Source organism: Bacillus sp. EU63, from assembly GCF_038592915.1.
Taxonomy (GTDB): domain Bacteria; phylum Bacillota; class Bacilli; order Bacillales; family Bacillaceae; genus Bacillus; species Bacillus velezensis.
The window spans coordinates 202,370-222,169 of record NZ_CP151944.1; the positions used below are offsets into that span (position 1 = coordinate 202,370).

Annotated in this window: 20 protein-coding genes and 1 pseudogene; 16 read left to right on the plus strand and 5 right to left on the minus strand. The window is 43.7% G+C overall.

Features of this window, described 5'->3' with window-relative positions:
• Nucleotides 1–19: 19 nt before the first annotated feature.
• Entirely contained in the window at nucleotides 20–1,357 is a 1,338-nt protein-coding gene (locus NYE38_RS01150) for an AAA family ATPase (protein ID WP_025284148.1), read from the plus strand.
• Nucleotides 1,358–2,284, plus strand: coding sequence for a DUF4435 domain-containing protein (locus NYE38_RS01155; RefSeq protein WP_025284149.1), 927 nt, complete (start codon nucleotides 1,358–1,360; stop codon nucleotides 2,282–2,284).
• A 406-nt stretch (nucleotides 2,285–2,690) separates the two neighbouring features.
• On the opposite strand, the pseudogene NYE38_RS01160 reads toward NYE38_RS01155, so the two are convergent.
• Nucleotides 2,691–3,557: pseudogene (locus NYE38_RS01160) on the minus strand (hypothetical protein).
• A 133-nt stretch (nucleotides 3,558–3,690) separates the two neighbouring features.
• Between NYE38_RS01160 and NYE38_RS01165 the strand changes: the two are divergent.
• Complete coding sequence (locus tag NYE38_RS01165; protein ID WP_340801468.1) at nucleotides 3,691–4,857, plus strand: DUF4885 family protein; 1,167 nt, start codon at nucleotides 3,691–3,693, stop codon at nucleotides 4,855–4,857.
• Nucleotides 4,858–4,909: 52 nt separating this feature from the next.
• On the opposite strand, the gene NYE38_RS01170 is transcribed toward NYE38_RS01165, so the two are convergent.
• The 3 genes from NYE38_RS01170 to NYE38_RS01180 all read right to left on the minus strand — a co-directional run bounded on the left by NYE38_RS01170 (nucleotide 4,910) and on the right by NYE38_RS01180 (nucleotide 6,932).
• Nucleotides 4,910–5,755, minus strand: coding sequence for an aldo/keto reductase (locus tag NYE38_RS01170; RefSeq protein WP_079891451.1), 846 nt, complete (start codon nucleotides 5,753–5,755; stop codon nucleotides 4,910–4,912).
• Between the two features lie 110 nt (nucleotides 5,756–5,865).
• Entirely contained in the window at nucleotides 5,866–6,558 is a 693-nt protein-coding gene (locus tag NYE38_RS01175; RefSeq protein WP_063636933.1) for an LrgB family protein, read from the minus strand.
• Complete coding sequence (locus NYE38_RS01180; protein WP_063636932.1) at nucleotides 6,528–6,932, minus strand: CidA/LrgA family holin-like protein; 405 nt, start codon at nucleotides 6,930–6,932, stop codon at nucleotides 6,528–6,530. The genes NYE38_RS01175 and NYE38_RS01180 overlap by 31 nt, the downstream gene beginning before the upstream one ends.
• Before the next feature lie 194 nt (nucleotides 6,933–7,126).
• Between NYE38_RS01180 and NYE38_RS01185 the strand changes: the two genes are divergently transcribed.
• The 12 genes from NYE38_RS01185 (at nucleotide 7,127) to NYE38_RS01240 (ending at nucleotide 17,287) form a co-directional block, all read left to right on the plus strand.
• Entirely contained in the window at nucleotides 7,127–7,558 is a 432-nt protein-coding gene (locus NYE38_RS01185; RefSeq protein WP_003156749.1) for a MarR family transcriptional regulator, read from the plus strand.
• A gap of 425 nt (nucleotides 7,559–7,983) precedes the next feature.
• Nucleotides 7,984–9,369 (plus strand): amino acid permease, encoded by a 1,386-nt coding sequence (locus tag NYE38_RS01190; RefSeq protein WP_022552512.1) that lies wholly within the window; start codon nucleotides 7,984–7,986, stop codon nucleotides 9,367–9,369.
• A 92-nt stretch (nucleotides 9,370–9,461) separates the two neighbouring features.
• Nucleotides 9,462–10,175 (plus strand): YjjG family noncanonical pyrimidine nucleotidase, encoded by a 714-nt coding sequence (locus tag NYE38_RS01195; RefSeq protein ID WP_017419304.1) that lies wholly within the window; start codon nucleotides 9,462–9,464, stop codon nucleotides 10,173–10,175.
• Nucleotides 10,176–10,185: 10 nt separating this feature from the next.
• Nucleotides 10,186–11,316 carry a sensor histidine kinase gene (locus tag NYE38_RS01200; protein WP_063636930.1) on the plus strand — a complete coding sequence of 377 codons (1,131 nt, stop codon included), beginning with the start codon at nucleotides 10,186–10,188 and terminating at the stop codon, nucleotides 11,314–11,316.
• Between the two features lie 4 nt (nucleotides 11,317–11,320).
• A complete protein-coding gene (locus NYE38_RS01205; protein ID WP_053285458.1) occupies nucleotides 11,321–11,965 on the plus strand; it encodes a response regulator transcription factor in 645 nt (214 codons plus the stop codon).
• Nucleotides 11,966–12,106: 141 nt separating this feature from the next.
• Nucleotides 12,107–13,042, plus strand: a complete 936-nt coding sequence (locus tag NYE38_RS01210) for an ABC transporter ATP-binding protein (RefSeq protein ID WP_025650160.1) — start codon at nucleotides 12,107–12,109, stop codon at nucleotides 13,040–13,042.
• An 8-nt stretch (nucleotides 13,043–13,050) separates the two neighbouring features.
• Nucleotides 13,051–14,238 carry an ABC transporter permease gene (locus NYE38_RS01215; protein WP_063636928.1) on the plus strand — a complete coding sequence of 396 codons (1,188 nt, stop codon included), beginning with the start codon at nucleotides 13,051–13,053 and terminating at the stop codon, nucleotides 14,236–14,238.
• Nucleotides 14,235–15,377, plus strand: a complete 1,143-nt coding sequence (locus NYE38_RS01220; protein WP_025650162.1) for an ABC transporter permease — start codon at nucleotides 14,235–14,237, stop codon at nucleotides 15,375–15,377. The genes NYE38_RS01215 and NYE38_RS01220 overlap by 4 nt, the downstream gene beginning before the upstream one ends.
• A 13-nt stretch (nucleotides 15,378–15,390) precedes the next feature.
• The gene (locus NYE38_RS01225) at nucleotides 15,391–15,570 is read left to right on the plus strand and encodes a hypothetical protein (protein ID WP_017419310.1); all 180 of its coding nucleotides are present in this window, start codon (nucleotides 15,391–15,393) and stop codon (nucleotides 15,568–15,570) included.
• A 103-nt stretch (nucleotides 15,571–15,673) separates the two neighbouring features.
• On the plus strand, nucleotides 15,674–16,150 hold the full coding sequence (locus NYE38_RS01230; RefSeq protein WP_017419311.1) for a DUF4879 domain-containing protein: 477 nt from the start codon (nucleotides 15,674–15,676) through the stop codon (nucleotides 16,148–16,150).
• A gap of 80 nt (nucleotides 16,151–16,230) precedes the next feature.
• Nucleotides 16,231–16,479 (plus strand): sigma-G-dependent sporulation-specific acid-soluble spore protein CsgA, encoded by a 249-nt coding sequence (locus NYE38_RS01235; protein ID WP_029974790.1) that lies wholly within the window; start codon nucleotides 16,231–16,233, stop codon nucleotides 16,477–16,479.
• Between the two features lie 109 nt (nucleotides 16,480–16,588).
• Nucleotides 16,589–17,287 (plus strand): hypothetical protein, encoded by a 699-nt coding sequence (locus NYE38_RS01240; protein ID WP_110085389.1) that lies wholly within the window; start codon nucleotides 16,589–16,591, stop codon nucleotides 17,285–17,287.
• Between the two features lie 44 nt (nucleotides 17,288–17,331).
• Here NYE38_RS01240 and NYE38_RS01245 read toward each other — a convergent pair whose 3' ends face one another.
• Nucleotides 17,332–17,592 carry a hypothetical protein gene (locus tag NYE38_RS01245; protein WP_003156732.1) on the minus strand — a complete coding sequence of 87 codons (261 nt, stop codon included), beginning with the start codon at nucleotides 17,590–17,592 and terminating at the stop codon, nucleotides 17,332–17,334.
• Between the two features lie 185 nt (nucleotides 17,593–17,777).
• Between NYE38_RS01245 and NYE38_RS01250 the strand changes: the two genes are divergently transcribed.
• Nucleotides 17,778–19,397, plus strand: coding sequence for an APC family permease (locus NYE38_RS01250; RefSeq protein ID WP_014416799.1), 1,620 nt, complete (start codon nucleotides 17,778–17,780; stop codon nucleotides 19,395–19,397).
• Nucleotides 19,398–19,800 lie beyond the last annotated feature (403 nt).

The window sequence follows — 19,800 nt, forward strand, 5'->3', positions numbered from 1 at the left end:
TAAAGCGAGGTAAAGTATTATGAAACTAAAAGAAATATCCATCAAAAAATTATTTGGTTTTTTTGACCATGATGTCAAATTAAATGTTGACAGAGGGATAACGATTATAATTGGTGAGAATGGGTTAGGGAAAACCAAAATATTAGAAATGATAGAGGCGTTTTTTAAAGGTGAGTTTTATAAGCTTACAAATGTTGAATATGAAAGCATTATTTTTAAATTTGAAGATGATGTTTCTTGGGAAGTTTTTAAAAATGAGTCTCAGGAAAAAGGAGTTTCACTTTCTGTTATTCAAAATAGGAAAGGAAAAAAAGAAGAAGAAGTTTTCTTACTAGAACTAGACGTATATAACCCGGAAGCTATTAGAAGGGAAGCAATGCATATAGGAAGGGTGAGTAATACTTTAAGGAGGGTTTCACCTAATACGTGGGAACACAGATATACTGGGGAACTCTATAATCCATTAGAAGTTGTTGAAAAGTTTAGTCCCAATCATCCAAGAAGATTTGATAATGAATTTATAAGAAATTTAGACTTAGATCAGTGGTTTGTTGATAGATTTGAGAAAGTACAAGTTTCTTTAATTGAAACACAACGAGTTTACAACTTTGAAAATCCAGATAGAGCGCCTATTGAAACTGTAAAAAAGTATTCTAAAGAGTTAACAGAATTGATAAAACAAAAATTAACAGTGTCAACAGAGTTATCTTCTAAATTAGATAGAACATATCCCAATAGATTAGTTAATGAATTAAAAAAAGGAAATCGTAATGTATCAGAGGATGATTTGATTCGTGAACTTAAGGCCTTAGAAGATAAGCGTAGTTTACTTGATGAAGTTGGTTTAGTAGAAACTGATAAAAATTCAGATCTTCTTTTTATAGATAGCCCTGAAGATACTGTGAAAAATGTTCTTATGCTATATGTTAAAGATAGCTTTGAAAAGTTAAGTATATTTGATGAAATAGCCGAAAAGATTAGGTTACTATTAAAGATTATTAATGAAAGATTTAAGCATAAAAAGTTATATGTAAATAAAGAAGATGGATTTGCGTTTAAATCCACAGTACTTAAAGATGAGGATATATATAGACAAATTCCTTTAGAACAGCTTTCTTCTGGAGAAAAGAATGAATTGATATTGTTCTATCACCTGATATTCAATACAAGTCCCAATTCTTTAATCTTGATAGATGAACCTGAAATTTCTTTACATATTTCATGGCAAAATAAATTTATTTCAGATTTGAAAGAAATCCATAATTTAAATAAACTAGACATCCTGATAGCTACTCATTCCCCAGATATTATATCAAATAATTGGGATTTAAAAGTTGAATTACAAGGGGTGGAATAAGTGTTTGAGCACATGACACCTGAGAGAACTGCAAATGCAATTATGCAAGATACCACATTTAATGGAACATATTTAATTGTAGAAGGGACAAAAGATTTTAATCTTTATGGTAAATTTTTTGATATTGGTGATACTGTAGAAATCAAACAAGTGGGGGGTAAAGAAAAAGTTATAGAAGTTATAAAAATTTTAGAGGAACGCAAGTTTAAAGAGAAGATAGGAATAGTAGATGCTGATTTTTCTAAAATCTTGGGGGAGGAACAGTTAGTAAAAGATATATATTCTACAGATTATCACGATAGTGAAGTTATGATGTTCAAATCTCAAGCATTAGAGACAGTATTATATATCTATGTTACAAAGAAAAAATTAGATGAGTTTTTGAGTGGTAGAGAAATAAAGGATAGTTTATTAAATATCGCTAAAGAAATAGGATTATTAAAACTGGCAAATCATTTACATAGTTTAGGATTGGCATTTAAGCCTAAAAAAGCAGATGGGAAACCTTTGAAATACAAAGATTTTATAGATGAGAAGGCATTACAGTTTAAAGGTAAAGAACAATTAATAAATACTGTTTTTAATTATTCAATTAATAGATCTAGTCAAATGGCGGATAAGGAATTCGTGAAACAAAAGATTGACGAGCTATCAAAAAATGAATACGATTTACTGCAAATAGTAAATGGGCATGATTTATCAAATATTATATATTTATTACTGAAAAAAACTCTCAGAAGTTCTAAAAAATCGTTGCTTGATTATAATGCTATTGAAGATTCATTTATTATGTCATACGAGGCAAGATATTTTATAGAGACAAAATTATTCCGGGATCTTTATAAATGGTCAAGTTCAAATGATGTAAAACTTTTTAAGGAAGATGTTAAAGAACTTTATCAAAAAATGAATATTGTAAGGGTATAGGCGTTTTCTATATAAATAATTAGGCCCTAAATTAAAAGTCACCCAATTTGATCAATCTTATTTCAAAATAGATTCTAATTATTTGCTTAGAAATACAAGCTCATGAGCTCTTTCTTATCAAAATTTATTCAAACCAAACAGTTGATCAATGGTCTAGGCACTTTATTGATTTTAGCGGTTTTACTGCTTTGACATATCAGTTCTGCATTAAATGTTAAAAAGGCGCTATATCATTCATTTTTCAAAAACGTCCCTTTTTCACCAAATAGAACTTGTCAATCGATATACCCTATCTTCCATGTTTCTCTCTATATATACAAAAGTTCATCACTTTACAAGGACTCATAAATTCATTTTTTTATGTTAAGCAGAAAGCCGCCCGCATAATAGGCGGCTGTTCTTCTCATTAATACTGTGATGTCACATTGTACTCATAATCAATCTTCAATTTCACATTTTTCATAGTCGATTTTGCTGTTGCAAGTGTGTTGTGTTTAAAATTCCAGATGCTTGAGACTGAGAGGTTATCATCCAGTGTGATACCGTAATTTCCTTGAGTGGAGCTGTTTGTGAGTGCGCGGTGCCACACTTTATTTTCTTCAGACATTATGCTGTGTTTTGTGTTTCCTTGACTTGGTATTTGAGTCGCGGTGGTGCTGATTCTTTTCACTATGGCGTCTTTTGGAATGCTTGTCTGTTTGGTTAAGTCGAGCCTGAGAACGGTTGAATCCGATCCGTTCGGACTGAGGCTTGTATTTCCTTTATTTTCAGCTGTGCCGCTGAATGCGAAGGTCTCGCTTCCGGCTTTGATTCGATCGTAAATGGAGAGTGTAAAGTATATATCGTCAGTGTATGAGCCGCGGGACACTTTCACGTAGAACGTCTCGTTATTTTCTTTCGCGTCTGTAATGGCATAGATAAAAGGAAGCGGCGTATCAGGGTTTATCACTTCTGTGCCTTTACTGACCAGCACTTTATTTTTATTATAAATTTCAATGCTCATTCCCTTGTATTCACTTCTTGTTGAGCTCCTGACATAGAGTCTTTCTCCCTTATTGGCAGTGAAAGTGAAGTACGATTCTTTTTCCCCTTCCGGCAATACGGCTGTATCAATATTTTTATATTTCCATTAGTCTACTGGATTGGCAGTTTCAAATGAGTGATTTCCTGTAATAGTACTTACTTGAAACGCAGAGGCTGAAGCTGAAGGTGCGAACAATACGCCTGATAATACGATTGCAGTGACAAATAGAATAGATATATACTTCTTCATGGAAAAATCCCCCTTTTCACTTCATCATATATATAAACAACCTTTATGTAAATATTTGTTATTTAAGGTTAAAATCAACTGGGAAACAGCCGATAAAAACACTAGAACATCATCTCAAGCGGAGGTTAAAAACATGCGCCTAAACGCTCGTTATATAAAAAATCAAATAATGGCACAGCAAGTGCTTCAGCAGTATTCTTCCAAAACAAATGCGAAAGATGCGGCAAAAAGGCCGGACTGGTTATTGATTCAATCAGGCGGGACCCGCGATCTGAGCCAGGTGAATTATTCAAGGAGCGGTGTCACTGAGAAAGGGAGCAGCCTGTCCCGTTTATATCAATCCGCAAATCAGAAAACGATTACGGATAATGGGAATGAGACGGTAATAGCCGCTGATAATCCGTATGAGTCTGAGAGTGATATTGCAAGCAGGATTCTTGATGAGAAATACAGCCGTATCAATGAAATCAATAAACGAAAATCAGATCCTTTGCGTTTTATTAAGGACAAATACCAGCGTCCCGATTCACCTTATTTCAGGAGTGATTTAACAGAATCAGAGCGTCAGGCCGCTTATCATAATGAAACGGAATGGCTGTTTAAGGGGAGAGCCCAGAGCTATGATTTCCGTGATGCGGCGTTTCGGGGTGAAACGCTCAACGGAGAGATTCAAGGAGAAAATGAAAAGGTGTTTCAGAGAGGGCAGGTCAATCAGCAAATCGGTGTGCTTTTTCATCGGAATCATATTCAGATTCCGGAGGGTGCGAATCTTACATTTACGATATCACCGATTGATTATCTGTTAAAAGTGAGCGGGATTGACGATAAAGAGCTCACTCAGCAGATTGAAGCCGTCTTAAACTCCGGGGAAAACAGCAAAGAGCTGTTTGCGCACATCATTCGCAGCCGGAGTGATGACTCCTCGCAGTTTACGCCGGAAACATATGAGAAATATCAAGTCGTTCGGGAAATGTATGAGGTGACCGGCTATCATCTGAAAGACTTGCAGATCGTGGACGGAAAGTACGTCACAGAAGACGGCCGTGACCTTTTAGACGTCTATAAGGAAGCGCTGCAGCACGATCCTTTGCTGAAACATACGGCGGCAGAAGCGGCCGCCCATTACGGACAGGCGCTCACGAAGCTTGCGAGAACGGGTTATGACGCCATTCCTGATTTGGTGCTGTCCATTGAGTATAAAAACGGATCTCTGCGTGATGCCGGTCAAAGCAGGCAATACGGATCTGGGGATACAGATTGGCTTTCTGAATGGAAACGGGAGCTGGGTGTGCGTATATAAAATGAGAAAAAAGCTGACGAATGATGCCGTCAGCTTTTCTTTATGTGTTTTCTTAAAACTCCTCATACTCCGCCGGGTCTTGGCCGTTTATGCGTCCGTCGGGGCGGGTAAGCGAGTCGATGATGTTCATGTCGTTTTCATCAAGGGAGAAATCAAAAACGGAGATGTTTTCAAGCTGGCGCTCGGGCGATGCTGATTTTGGAATCGGGATGGCGCCCAGCTGGATATGCCAGCGCAAAATGACTTGAGAAATGGTTTTGCCGTATTTGTCCGCAATCTGTCCGAGTTTTTGATCGTTTAATACTTCGCCGGCGCGGGATAACGGGCTCCATGATTCTGTCACGATGCCCTGTTCTTCGTGCCATTGGCGCTGCTGCTGCTGATTAAAAGCGGGATGCAGTTCAATTTGGTTGATGCCTGGCTTTACGCCGGTTTCACGTTCGAGCCGTTCGATATGCTCAGGCAGGAAATTACAGACGCCGATGGAGCGGATCAGGCCCCATTTTTTCGCATCAATCAGTGCCTGCCATGCTTCCAGATAGCGGTCTTGTTTCGGATTCGGCCAATGGACGAGATACAGGTCATAGTAGTCCAGACCGGCGCGGTATAAAGATTCTTGGATGGTTTGTACAGCTTTGTCATAGTCATGGTAGCGCCCGGGCAGCTTGGACGTCACGTATAGCTGTTCTCTCGGAACAGAGCTTCTGCGGATGGCTTCTCCGACCGTCCCTTCATTTTCATAGTTATAAGCGGTATCAATCAGACGGTAGCCGATATCAATGGCGCTGGTAATGGCATGAACGCCATTGTTTCCATTAAGAGCGTATGTACCGAAGCCGATCGCGGGAATGCTTGTCCCATCCAGCAGTTTCTTTTGCGGAATTGTCCCAGTCATCATTAAATCCCTCCTTGTTTTCTACTTTACCATTATTCTTACAAATGAAACATAATAATGGAAGGAAATGAGATGATCCGCACATGAAAAAAGCTGACGGAGAACCGCCGGCTTTAAATTTGAAACATCCATGCTACGACAGGGCCGAAGACCGACCCTAACACGGCGCAGAGCGTCATGGAAACAGAACTCATGGAGACCGTTAATTCTCCGTACTCCATTGCTTTTGAGGTGCCGAGCGCATGGGAGGCGCTCCCGAATGCAATTCCCTTCCCGAGTGAGCTGCGGATGCGGATCCACTTGAGAAGCAGCGGTCCTAAGATAACGCCGGAAAACCCTGCGATCATGACGAACACGACTGTCATGGAAGGGACACCGCCGATACCGGACGCAATCTGTATGGCGACAGGCGTCGTAATTGATTTTGGGATAATTGACAAAATCAAACTCCGGCTGATGCCGAACAGCTCTGCAAATAGCAGGCCGCTGACCATTCCGGAGAATAAACCGGCCAACACGCCGCCGATGATCGGAAACATATACTTGATTAACACCCGGCGCTGCTTATAAAGCGGGTATGCCAAAGCCACCACGGCGGGGCCGAGCAGTGAATTGATCCATTGTCCGCCGATCATATAGTCTTTATACGGAATATGAAAAACAAGCAGCACGGCGATAATGAAAATCGTAGTCGTCAAAACCGGTATGAGAAAGGGATATGGAAAGCGCACATATAATCTCACCATAGCCAGATAGGCGGCGGCCGTGAACAAAATTATAACGATTGCGATACATGCTTGCTGCACTTCTTTTTCTCCTTTCTCTGATTGGCTTTGTGCTCTAACAGCTGGCTGGCGTACCCTGCGGCGATCATTGTGACGATGGTGCTCAGCACGATGATCAGAAACAGAGCAGCCCCGCTGGCGGAAAACAGTGACGGGTAATTGATGACGCCCGTCATGGCCGGAATGAATAACAGCGGAAGAAAAGACAGCAAAAATCCGGCTCCGTCTTCAATCATTTTGACGGGAATGACCTTAACCGATAAACATATGATCAGCAGGATCAAACCGATGATGCTGCCGGGAATGGGCAGGTGAAAGAACTGCTGAACGGCTCCCCCGATAAAGGAAAATGCGAATAAAATAATGATTTGCAAGATGATGCGTATGACTTTCACAACGATGCTGTTCTTTGGAGAAGAGCAGCTTCCCCCTTTCTTGATGTTTCTATAAGTTTCTTTACTTTTGGCACATATATTTGTACTATACAAATATATGTATGCAAAATATTTCTATATGTTTTCTGAGTAAATGTGCATATGTTTGTATTATACAACTAATGTTGCTGTTGTCAATGTAAGGAGTGAGGCGTTTGTCAAAACAAGATCCGATTGAATTAATTGAATATGAGCTCACCACTTTTATCAGGAGAGCTGTTTATCTTGATAACTCCGACCGTAAAATCGGACATCTGGAAAGGGCTGCGTATTTGTTACTACGGCAGCTGGATGAATTCGGGCCTGCGCGTGTGAAGGAATTGGCCGAATCATTTAAGCTGGATATTTCTACATTGTCACGCCAGGCAGCGGCCTTGGAGTCGAAAGAGCTGATCCAGCGTTTTTCTGATCCTTCTGACGGGCGGGTCAGTCTGTTTGCGATTACGAAGCTTGGCAAACAGAGGTTAAAAGCTGATAAAAAGATGCGCCTTGAGCGGTATCATCGTATGCTTGACGATTGGTCCGGCGATGAAAAAGAAATGTTCGGCCGGCTTTTGCTGCGGCTGAATGAGGCATTTATCGATTAATGCATGATTTTTGCCGGGTTAAGCAGGATTATGGCGTATACAAGGGAGAATGGAACAGAGTAAGGTTTTACGCCATTCTGCTTAGCAAAAATAATATTGAATAGGGGGCGGAAAACGTTTCTCCTGGGAAATAATGTTTCTCGGAGGCTGCGGCATTTATTATCTCAATATTCATAATTCAATGAAAATGAAAGCGCTTTATTTTTACTCCGGTGGTCCAGAGTGTAAGGTGTTTGCCTGAAAAAAACAATTGTATTTTCCACGAAAATTTATTATGATGGAATAAGGAAATTGGAGATTATATAACGATAGGAAGATAGAATATTTCTAATATTGCGGGAAATGAAGAGTGAGTTAGGTTCAACAGGTGCACCTTCTGCTTCATTATTTCACATATATCAGAGCTGTTAAGAGGAGGAAGCGAAGTGGCAAACAAAGAATTAAAGAGAGGCTTAGGCGCGCGTCATATACAGATGATTGCGCTGGGCGGCACGATCGGTGTCGGTTTATTCATGGGGTCATCCAGCACGATCGGATGGACCGGGCCGTCTGTCCTGCTGGCTTATGCGATCTCAGGTATCTTTATCTTTTTTATCATGCGTGCGATGGGCGAAATGCTCTATGTAGAGCCGAGTACAGGGTCGTTTGCGACGTTCGGCCATAAGTATATACATCCGTTAGCCGGCTATATGACGGCGTGGAGCAACTGGTTTCAATGGGTGATCGTCGGGATGTCTGAAATTATCGCCGTCGGTTCGTATATGAAATATTGGTTTCCTGATCTGCCGGCATGGATTCCCGGCATTATCGCCATGGCCATTCTCGGTGCGGCGAATTTAATTTCGGTAAAATCTTTCGGTGAGTTTGAATTTTGGTTTGCTATGATCAAAATCGTCACCATTATTCTGATGATCGTGGCCGGAATCGGGATTATTTTCTTCGGTTTCGGTAACGGAGGGCATGCGATCGGATTATCTAATTTATGGTCGCACGGCGGTTTCTTCACAAATGGTTTTTCAGGATTTTTCTTTGCCTTGTCTTTGGTTGTTGCGGCCTATCAAGGGGTCGAACTGATCGGGATTACGGCAGGGGAAGCGAAGGACCCGCAAAAAACGCTGCGAAGCGCGATTCAGAGTATTATTTGGCGGATTTTAATTTTCTACATCGGTGCGATTTTCGTCATCGTTACCGTATATCCGTGGAATGAGCTTCACTCACTCGGCAGTCCGTTTGTTTCGACATTTGCGAAAGTCGGGATTACGGCGGCGGCCGGTTTGATTAACTTTGTTGTGATTACCGCTGCGATGTCCGGATGCAACAGCGGGATATTCAGTGCGGGACGCATGCTTTATACATTGGGCGTGAACGGACAGGCCCCGAAATTCTTTAAGAAAGTTTCTTCGAGCGGTGTGCCGATATTCGGTACGCTTGCGGTATTAATCGGACTTGTGATCGGTGTCGTGCTGAACTACATCGCGCCTCCGAAAGTTTTTGTCTATGTGTACAGCGCGAGTGTGCTGCCGGGAATGATTCCGTGGTTCGTCATTTTAATCAGCCATCTCGGTTTCAGAAGAGCGAAGGGCGCTGAGCTTGATAAGCATCCGTTTAAGATGCCTTTTGCGCCGTTTACAAACTATTTGACGATCGCTTTCTTACTCATGGTATTGATCGGCATGTGGTTTAACAAAGATACGCGGATTTCTTTGGTTGTCGGGGTGATTTTCCTGGCGATTGTGACGGTCAGCTATTATGCGTTCGGTATCGGCAAGCGCATGCCTGGTGAAAAATCGAAAATAGAAGACGCTGTATAATTCAAAAAGACACCTCTCTTACAGGGGTGTCTTTTTCGGCTTGTCCGCGAGTGGTATACTGGTTAAAAAAAGCAGAACCGGGGGAAACATCGATGAGTCATTACCGTACGTTATTATTTGATATAGACAATACGCTGCTGGATTTTACCGCTTCAGAAACCGATGCTCTTCAAAAATTGTTTCAAGGTTCAAAGCTGGAGCTGACGGCAGAGGTGGAAGCCCGTTATAAAGCGTTAAATCAAGGGCTGTGGAAGGCGTTTGAAGAGGGGGAAATGACCCGCGATGAAGTGGTGAATACACGGTTTGCCCTTTTGTTTAAAGAATACGGCCTCGAAGCCGACGGCGTGCTGATGAATCAGGCGTACCGCCAATACTTAGAAGAAGGGCACCAGATGATCGACGGAGCTTATGAGCTGATTGAACGGCTGAGTCATTTATTTGATTTATACATCGTGACGAACGGCGTCTCAAGATCACAATATAAGCGGCTGGGCGACTCCGGTCTGTATCCGTTCTTTAAAGATGTGTTTGTATCTGAGGACACGGGTTTTCAAAAGCCGATGAAGGAATACTTTGATTACGTGTTTGCGAGAATTCCCGGTTTTTCTGCCGAGGGCGGACTTATTATCGGCGATTCACTGAGCGCGGACATAAAAGGCGGTCAGATGGCGGGAATTGATACGTGCTGGTTTAATCCCGGAAAGAAAGCAAATGAGTCCGGAATCATCCCGACATACGAGATTCATTCGCTTGATGAGCTGTATGATGTGCTGAACGTGGAGCGGAAAGCCGCCGCTCATTTGTAAGGAGAATACGATGAAGATTGCACATACGAAGTTACTGATCAGGGGTTTTGCATTACTATCAATCTTTCATGCGATTCTTCAGCTTCCTCCCGGCCGGGGGGAGCTGAAGGTTTTTTTGTCTGTGCTCGTGATGATGCTGACGGCTAATGACTGCCTGCGGCCGCTGTATATGAAGAGAAGACCGGCTATATATCAAGGCTCTTTTCTCCTGAGCAGCGTTATCGCGGGAGTTCTTTTGTACAATGTCTATAGTGTGGGGACACAGGCCGTAATGGTGCTTTTATTGGCGGAGGTGCTTATTACTGATAAGCAGATTTCGGCTGTTTTGTTAACGATGAATGCAGCCGCATTTGCCTCAGCTTTATACGCCGGCGGAGCGGGTGTCAGTGATATCGTGCCGCCATACTTCATCATGTTTGCGGTGATTTATTTATATCGGAAAAACCTGCAGGAGAAGTCGAAGGTTGAATTGCTGAACCGAGAGCTGAAGATCGCTAATGATACACTGAAGGAATATTCAGGCCGGATTGAGGAACTGGCCGTTACGAAAGAAAGAACAAGAATTGCGCAGGAGCTGCATGATTCTCTCGGTCATTATCTGGCTGCTCTGAAAATGAATTTGGAATTTGCCGGGAAGACAGCCGGGCATCAGCCGGACAAAGTGAAGCAGATCATTCATAAGGCGCATGATCTTACGAAAGAATCCATTTTAAAGCTTCGCCAGGCCGTTATGCTGCTGCAGGGCTCTTTGCCGGGGCGGGGATTTGAGCAAGAGCTTCGTGACATTTTCAGCCATTTTCAAGAGGCGGGAGGCATACGCTTCGAGCTGGAGATAGATGCGGCCATAGAAGCGGAACAGCCGGATGTGAAGCATTGTCTTTATCAATCCGTTCAGGAAACGATTACGAATGCGATAAAGCATGGACATGCTTCATATGTTTCTGTCCGGATTCAAAAAAACCGAAACATGATATTGGCGCATATTCATAATAACGGCTCAGCCTGCGGAACGATCATAAAATCAAATGGTCTGAAAGGAATTGAGAAAAGAGCCGCCGCACTTGGCGGAGAGGCTGTTTTCTCGTCTGGGAAGGAAACAGGTTTTGACGTGAAAATAAGGATTCCATGCAAGGAGGAATAATCAAGTGAATGTCATGATTGCAGACGACCAGTCCATTGTGAGAGAGGGGCTGAAAATGATTCTGAGTCTTCACGAAGGAATTCAAATATCGGGAGAGGCTTCTTGCGGCGAAGAGGTTCTCCGGCTGCTTTCTCAAACCGAAACTGATGTGATTTTGATGGATATCAGAATGCCCGGTATGGACGGAATCGAAACGACAAAAGCGGTAAAAGCGCGATATCCGTCCGTAAAAGTCATCATTCTGACAACGTTTGAAGATGATCACTATATTTTTGCCGGGCTGAAAAGCGGAGCCGACGGCTATCTCTTGAAGGATGCTGATTCAGATGAAATTATCGCCTCCCTTCAAGCCGTTTATGAAGGGAAGATGATGCTGAATCCCAAAATCACGGTTTCCGTCGTAAAAGCGCTGAACAATATGGAGATCCCTGCGGTGCAGGAAGAGCCGCAGTCAAAGCTGACGGAGATTCTCACGCCGAGAGAGCTTGATGTGGCGAAACACATTATGGAAGGCAAAAGCAATAAACGCATTGCCGCAGACTTATTTCTGACTGAAGGCACTGTGAAAAACTATGTATCCAGAATCCTCGATAAACTTGAAGTGTCAAACAGAACCGAGCTTACTTTATATTTGCAAAAATTGGTATAACCCCGCTTCACCCTCCTCTCTCCCTTTTTATCACTAAACATATGACGAAAGTAATATCCATATCGAGTACGAAAGTGAATAGAAAACAAGGATTGCCGAGAGTAGAATAAGTGCAGACATGACACAAGGAGTGCTGCACGAATGCTCGAATTAACGGATTTGACAAAGAAGTACGGCGATTTTACCGCTGTCAATCATATATCACTGCGCGTCGAAAAAGGAGAGATATTCGGTCTGCTGGGACCAAACGGCGCCGGTAAATCAACAACGGTGTCGATGATCAGCACCGTGCTCCCGCCGACGGGCGGAACAATCTGCATTGACGGAACCTCATTACAGGAGCAGCCTGCGGCCATAAAAAAAGTGATGGGAGTCGTCCCGCAGGAAATCGCTTTATATCAAGCGTTAAGCGCAAAGGATAATTTGGCTTTTTTCGGGAGTCTGTACGGACTGTCCGGTAGGGAACTTTGTAAACGGGTTGATGAAGTGCTGGACATCATCGAATTACAGGAACAGCGAAATCAAAGGATATCTGAGTTTTCAGGCGGCATGAAAAGACGGGTGAATATCGGAGCCGCGCTAATGAATGAACCGAAACTATTCATTTTAGATGAACCGACCGTCGGAATTGATCCGCAATCCAGACATCATATTCTTGAAACCGTGAAGACGTTAAATCAAGAAAAAGGGATGACCGTCATCTACACGAGTCATTACATGGAAGAGGTCGAATACCTCTGTGAAAGAGCGGCGATCATGGATCACGGCTCAATCATTGCCTGCGGGACGAAAGACGAATTGAAGCAGTCAGCCAAAGCCTCTGATACCCTGATCGTGAATGCAGAGGGGCTGAATGATGATGCCGTTAAAAAAATCCGCCGCATTCCCGGTGTTGCCGAGGCTGCTGTCAGCCAGCAGACCATTACGATGCTCGTCTCTGCGGCAGATCGCAATATCCTTGATATTGCGGATGATATCAGGAAGACCGGTATCACCATTAAGGGCATTCATTTCGAGGAAGCCAATCTGGAAAGTATTTTCCTCCGGCTCACCGGCAAAACGCTGCGGGATTCATAGGGGGCGTCATGAAAATATTATTCAGGCTGATCTTATTAGATTTTCGGTTATTGGCCGGAGCAAAGTCTTTCTATATAAAACTGATTCTGTTTCCGGCACTGATGATTTTTATTTTAGGAACGGTTTTTCACGGCGATTCGAAAGTGAAGCCATTTCAGACCGCGTTTTATAATGCGGATCACGCGGAGAGTTCTTTGGGCGACGTATTAAAGAATGACGTGCTGAAACAAACTGATCTCATCCGTGTAAAAGACATAGGCAGTTACCAAGAAGGGAAACAGCTTGTCGAAAGCGGCAAAGTCTCCGTTTTTGTATACGTGCCGAAAGGCTTTGCAAAAGCGGCAGAACATAATGAGAAAACAAGTATCAAAGTCATCTCGGACCAACAAGGCTCTGTAAACGGAGACATTGTGGAAATGATGGCTGATTCGTTTGTTACCAGAGTAAAAACGGAGATCAGTGAAGAAAAAGCGGTGCTGAAGAAGTCGGGACATCTGTCAAAGGGAGAAGTCAGCAAAATCATCAGCGGCCTTTCGGGTGAACGTGAACAGGCTGTCACCATTCCGAAACAGTCGGCCGGCAATCACGCGGCCCCGATTGATGCGATGCAGTATTATTCAATCGCAATGGTCGTCATGTTCTCCATTATGACCGCGTTTGCGCTCATTCACGGGATAGTGGAAGAGAGACAGCAGCACACGTTATTCAGAATCAAATCAATGCCTGTTTTACGTATCCAGTATGTGGCGGGTAAGCTTTGGGGAATCATGCTTGCCATCCTTATGCAAATGGCTGCCGTCATCATCGCAAGCAGTATCTTGTATCAGGTAAAATGGGGCAATTTGTTTGAAATATTGCTGGTTACGATTGTTTATTCATTTGCGATCGGCAGTATCGTGCTTCTTTGGGGGGTTGCTGCAAAAAACCACGAGACCGTCTCAAGCATGGCGGCTCCCATTTTATACGGATTCAGTTTTTTAGGCGGAAGCTTTATCGCAAAAGACGGCTTGCCTGACAGTTTGAAAATCGTGCAGGAGCTGATACCGAACGGCAAAGCGATCAACAGCTATGTCAGTGTCACGCAGCATGCCGGTCTGAGCGGTATTCTGGCGGATTTGGCAGAGCTTGCCGCCACCGGCGCCGTGTTTTTATGTTTGACCATCTGGGTGTTTAAACGGAAGGAGGCTGTTTCATGACGCAGCTGTTATTCATGATCAGACATCAGCTGAAACTGATGCTGCAAAATCGCGCTGCCATCTTTGCGACGATTTCCGCCCCGCTCCTTCTCACATATTTCTTTTCCTTTTCTGCGGATGGCAGTCAGCAGAAGGAAGTATATGTAGCTGATGAGGATCAGAGCGCCTATTCAGCGCAATTTATGAAAATGATTCAGACAGCCGGCCATATAAAAGTCACGAAGGTCACGGAGGACGTATTAAAAACAAAGGTTAATCATCAGGATATTTCCTTCGGATTGCTGATCGGCTCTCATTTTGAAGAAAAATTATTTTCCGGAGATGAATTGAACGTTTCATTTATTCAGAATGAAGAAAAGGGTGATGCTGTTTTGACAGAGCAGCTGATTGCGCAGCAGGCGGGCGCGCTGAAAAAAATAGTCCGCGATGCAAAAGTGATATCCCGCACGCTGCACACCGACGGGAAGCAGGCGGCAGCTGATCTCTTGAAGGATATTCAGGGTCATTCCGCCGTCAATGTTGACCGCCATCACGTTTATGAAGGCGGACAGGCAGCCGACAGACTTATCGGATTTTTAGTGATGTTTATCTGGTTCGTTGCAGTCCAAAGCCTGCGATCATTTATAGATGAACAAGAAAATCATACATATGACAGATTGCTGAGCACGCCCGTTTCCTATACGGCATATGCAATCTCTAAGTTTGCGGCGGCGTATCTTTTCGGACTTCTCCATATTATCGTGATCCTCGCTGCCGGAACATTCATGCTGCATATCCGTTTTGCTGATCATGTTTTTGCTGCGGGAGCGGTGCTTGCGGCCTGCTCGTTTGCGCTGACTGCTGTAACGATGGCCGTGATACCGTTCATGAAGAGCCAAAAGCAATTCACGTCGCTTGCTTCCGTTTTTATAGCTGTCACGGGTTTATTGGGAGGGGCTTTCTTCACTTTAGACGCGGCTCCGGAGTACATGCGGATGCTGTCGTTGTTTACTCCTGAAAAATGGGCGATCGGCTCATTTCAAAACAATGGCGGAGGCAGCATGCAGATCGTGCCGCTGAGCCTGTTTCTTGCTGCCGGTGCAGCGTCATTAGTCTTATCACTTTATATGATAAACCGTCATATGAAAAAAAACGGTTAGAAGGGTGGCTGCTTTGTATATGGCAGAAATAATCGGAATCATAGAATTGCTCGCGGGAGCCGCAATGAACGTATGGATCGGGAGGCTCGGAAAAACCTTTTTCGGTAAAGATGACAGAAGTTCGAGAGTCGTGTTAAGAATCTGCGGCATCTTTCTCATGATCAACGGCGTTTCAAGAGCGTTTCATATCTAGTTCACAAAGTGTTCCGGACTCTTTTATAAAATGTAATCTTTTTCCTTGTAAATCGTGTAAAATAGTATAGGATTCTACGAAAAGAATTAGAGGGGGAAAAAACATGAAAAAGAGACTCGTTACGCTATTCGCGGCGGCCGCCGCTGTTTTGTTGCTTGTGAGCGGGTTGTGGGCTCCATCAGCGTCTGCGGCGCCGGCTCCTGCTTTAACACAAATCCGTATTATCGGTGTGACGTCTGACGGTCAGAGTTACCAATGGGAAAATATCGGGCCGAACCAAATCAGCGCATCAAAACCGATGAAGGGTACAACGGGTTATTTAGCCGTATATTTCCAAGGGTATCCGAACAATAACACGATCCAGGCGTTTAACAACGGAACGAATATTACAAATCTTACGTCAAAAGCGCTGGAAGATGAATATACGAAAAACGGCAATATCGTTACAGGCTATATTAAATATTACAGTGTTCCTCTTTCTTATGTCAGTTCAGGAACGTTCTCTTTCTCCGCAACGGGGCTGAACGGGCCGTACACACCGTTAAGCAGCGGATTTTTCTCCATTCAGGTACAGAGTTAAAACAGCCGCCCGGTGCTTTCATGTATAGTTTTTCTCTCTTTCCGGGAAGCTATTCCTAAAGAAAAGGGAGGGCTTACATGATGGACAGGACACTCGGATATTTGCGCGAGTCGCTTTCGAACCACTTGGAGCATGATGTGTGCCGAGGGATTTATAAAAAGCTTCAGGTGAAGCATTATGAAAATGAGGGCGAGTTTGTGAAAGATCTAAATGATTTGGAAATGGATGCGCTGAATCAGGTGCTTGAAAAGGAAATCAAATATGCTGAGAACGAGCAGGATGAGAAGCGCACGATGGAATTGAATGAAGTATATGAGCTCCTGTTTTAAAAAGCCTCCCGGCGGTCGGGAGGCTTTTTATTGTTTCGGAAACAGTTTACAGAATCATCCAACTCTTTGTATAATGGATAGTTGTGAAAAAAACAGACGGAGGAGAAACATGAACGAAATAAAAAAACAGACGGTTCTTGAGTTATCATCGGTTGAAAAAGCTTTAGTTTTTCTGGTGCCGCCATTATTGGGGCTGGTCATCGGATGGTTTCTGCCGGTCATTGCGAAATGGGCCGTAACATTGGATTGGCTGCCTGTTATCGGGCCGCTGGAAATGATCGCTTCTTTTCACGGATGGAAGGCTGCGGCTGTCATCGCCGTTATCGGCTTAATCGGGGGAATGTGGCTGACGCGGACTGTTTTTAAAGAATGTCTTACGGCGGTCGTGACGGACAGCGAGGTGTCCTTAACCATATATAATGAAGAAAGCGTGTTTTCGAAAGACAGCATTTCCGGTGTGTTTACGGATGAGAAGCATCTTGTCTTATTAGGCACTGAAGGACAGGAGCTTTTTCGGGAGAAGCTTGAGCCGGCGGTTGAAAAAGCGGCTGATGCGTTTCGCGCGCATGGGTATGTCTGGCTGGGGACGGAAGATCCTTTTAAAGAAGAATACAAACGGTGGGTGCCGGACACGCCGGATTTGGAGCCGGGGGCAAATGCTCTTTTAAAAGCGAGAGAAAAGGCGCTGAAAGAGGAGGAAAAGGCTGATGCGAAAGAGCTGAAAGCGGAAATATCCAAACTGGGCATTACTGTGCGGGAGAAAGGATCGCGCCAATATTGGCGGACCTATCAAACGCCGTCTGCATAAAAAAGCTGCCGCCGTTTGATACGGCCGGGCAGCCCGGGAACAGATTATTTCTTCTTGTCATCATAATATTGAACCGGGTACATGGAGCCTTCGGATACCATTTTGTTATCTTCAATATCTTCGGGATGCGGGTTGCCTGCTTTGTTGACGGGGAATGATTCAATATCCTGCTTCCCGGAGAGCGATGTTTTCATATTGCGGATAAAGTTCATCACCTTTTGGCGGTTTGATTTATCTTTGAGCAGGTAGGAAGTCACTCCGACAGTCGACACGGCAAGTCCTGAAATGAGCAGTTTTTGTTTCACGATAAAAACTCCTTTCTATTTCTGGCTTGCAGTAGTTATTCCCGCTTAACGGCTGTTTAAACATCTGAAGGGTAATTTTGGCTTTCCGCTTTAATGCGATAAAGATTGACAAATCTATTTTCAGAATAATATTATAAATATATGATAGCGCTGGAGTCATATTTTAATTGAAAGGTGTTAACTTTATGAATCAATTACATCGCAGAATGGGAACGTTTGCACTCATGATGGTCGGACTTGGGTCGATGATTGGCTCCGGCTGGTTATTCGGGGCGTGGCGGGCGGCTCAGATTGCGGGACCTGCCGCAATTATTTCCTGGATTATCGGTATGATCGTTATTTTGTTTATCGCACTTTCTTACAGTGAATTGGGTTCAATGTTCCCGGAAGCCGGGGGAATGGTAAAATATACTCAATATTCTCACGGATCATTTATTGGATTTATCGCAGGATGGGCAAACTGGATTGCGATTGTTTCCGTTATTCCGGTGGAGGCGGTTGCGTCTGTTCAATATATGAGCTCATGGCCGTGGGAATGGGCAAAATGGACAAGCAATCTCGTTCACAACGGCACTCTTACGGGAGAGGGGCTCGGCTTCGCATCCGTATTACTGATTATTTACTTTTTACTGAATTTTTGGACAGTTAACTTATTTTCAAAAGCGAATTCATTGATTACCATATTTAAAATCATTATTCCGGGGCTGACAATCGGAGCGCTGCTGTTTACCGGTTTTCACGGCGGAAACTTCACATCCGGTTCAAGCATTGCGCCGAACGGCTGGGCAAGCGTGCTGACGGCGGTGGCCACATCAGGTATCGTATTTGCGTTTAACGGGTTTCAAAGCCCGATTAACATGGCCGGCGAAGCAAAAAATCCCGGCAAATCGATTCCGATTGCGGTTGTCGGTTCGCTGCTGGTCGCAACCGTCATTTACGTCCTATTGCAAATCGCATTTATCGGGGCGGTTGAACCTTCCATGATCGTTCACGGCTGGAGTCACCTGAACTTCAACTCTCCATTTGCCGATTTGGCGATCGCATTGAATATCAACTGGCTTGTCATTATTCTTTATGCGGACGCGTTCGTATCTCCGTCAGGAACGGGTATCACTTATACCGCTACGACGTCCCGCATGATTTACGGCATGGAAAAAAATAAATATATGCCGAGCATTTTCGGAAAGCTTCATCCGCTGTACGGCGTGCCGCGCCAAGCGATGATTTTCAACCTGATCGTATCGTTTATCTTTTTGTTTTTATTCAGAGGATGGGGCGTGCTTGCTGAAATCATTTCCGTTGCGACGCTGATTTCCTATATCACGGGTCCCGTGACGGTGATGACGCTGCGGCGGACGGCGGCGGATTTGTACAGGCCTCTCCGTCTGAAAGGCCTGAGCGTGGTTGCACCGCTCGGCTTCGTGTTCGCGTCTCTCGTGCTGTATTGGGCGCGCTGGCCGTTAACAGGGCAGGTGCTGTTTATCATTTTGATCGGCCTTCCGATTTATTTCTACTACCAAGCGAAAGCGAAGTGGAAAGGATTCCGCAGAAACTTTAAAGGCGGCGTCTGGATGGTTGTCTATCTGCTCAGCATGATGGTCATTTCATGGCTCGGAAGTGAAAAATTCGGCGGTCTGAACATCATTCCGTACGGCTGGGATATGGGGCTGATCGCAATCGTTGCCCTTGCCTTCTATGCGTGGGCGCTGAAGAGCGGATTCAAGACTGAGTATTTGAAAGACGCCAAAGCAATCAATGATCAATTAAAAGGCGGACAGGCGGAAGCCGCTGCCGGAAAAGAGTAAGTTATAAAAAGTTGAAGTTTTTGAGAGTCTGGGCCTGTAAGCGCAGGACAAAGGCACCTTTAAGTTGAAAAGCAGGTATCATACCTGAAAACGACTTAGAGGTGTTTTTTTATGGGTAAATTAAAAATCCGCAAAGTATCGTAATTAGGATTAAATGAAGTGAGCTTTCCAAATTCAAAGAGAAATGAATCAAAGCATTTGTTAGGGATCTTATGGAAAATCCGATTTAATTACTGGAAATATTCCATCTTATTATCTAGATTACGGTGGCTAGGTTTAAAAACACATTAAAATTTTTAACCCATATTTATAAAAGAAAGAAATTATGGTAAACTTTTAAAATTGGATTCGAATAATTCTGGACTTGTTTTTATATAGGAAACAATAATTAAGGAGAAAAAAG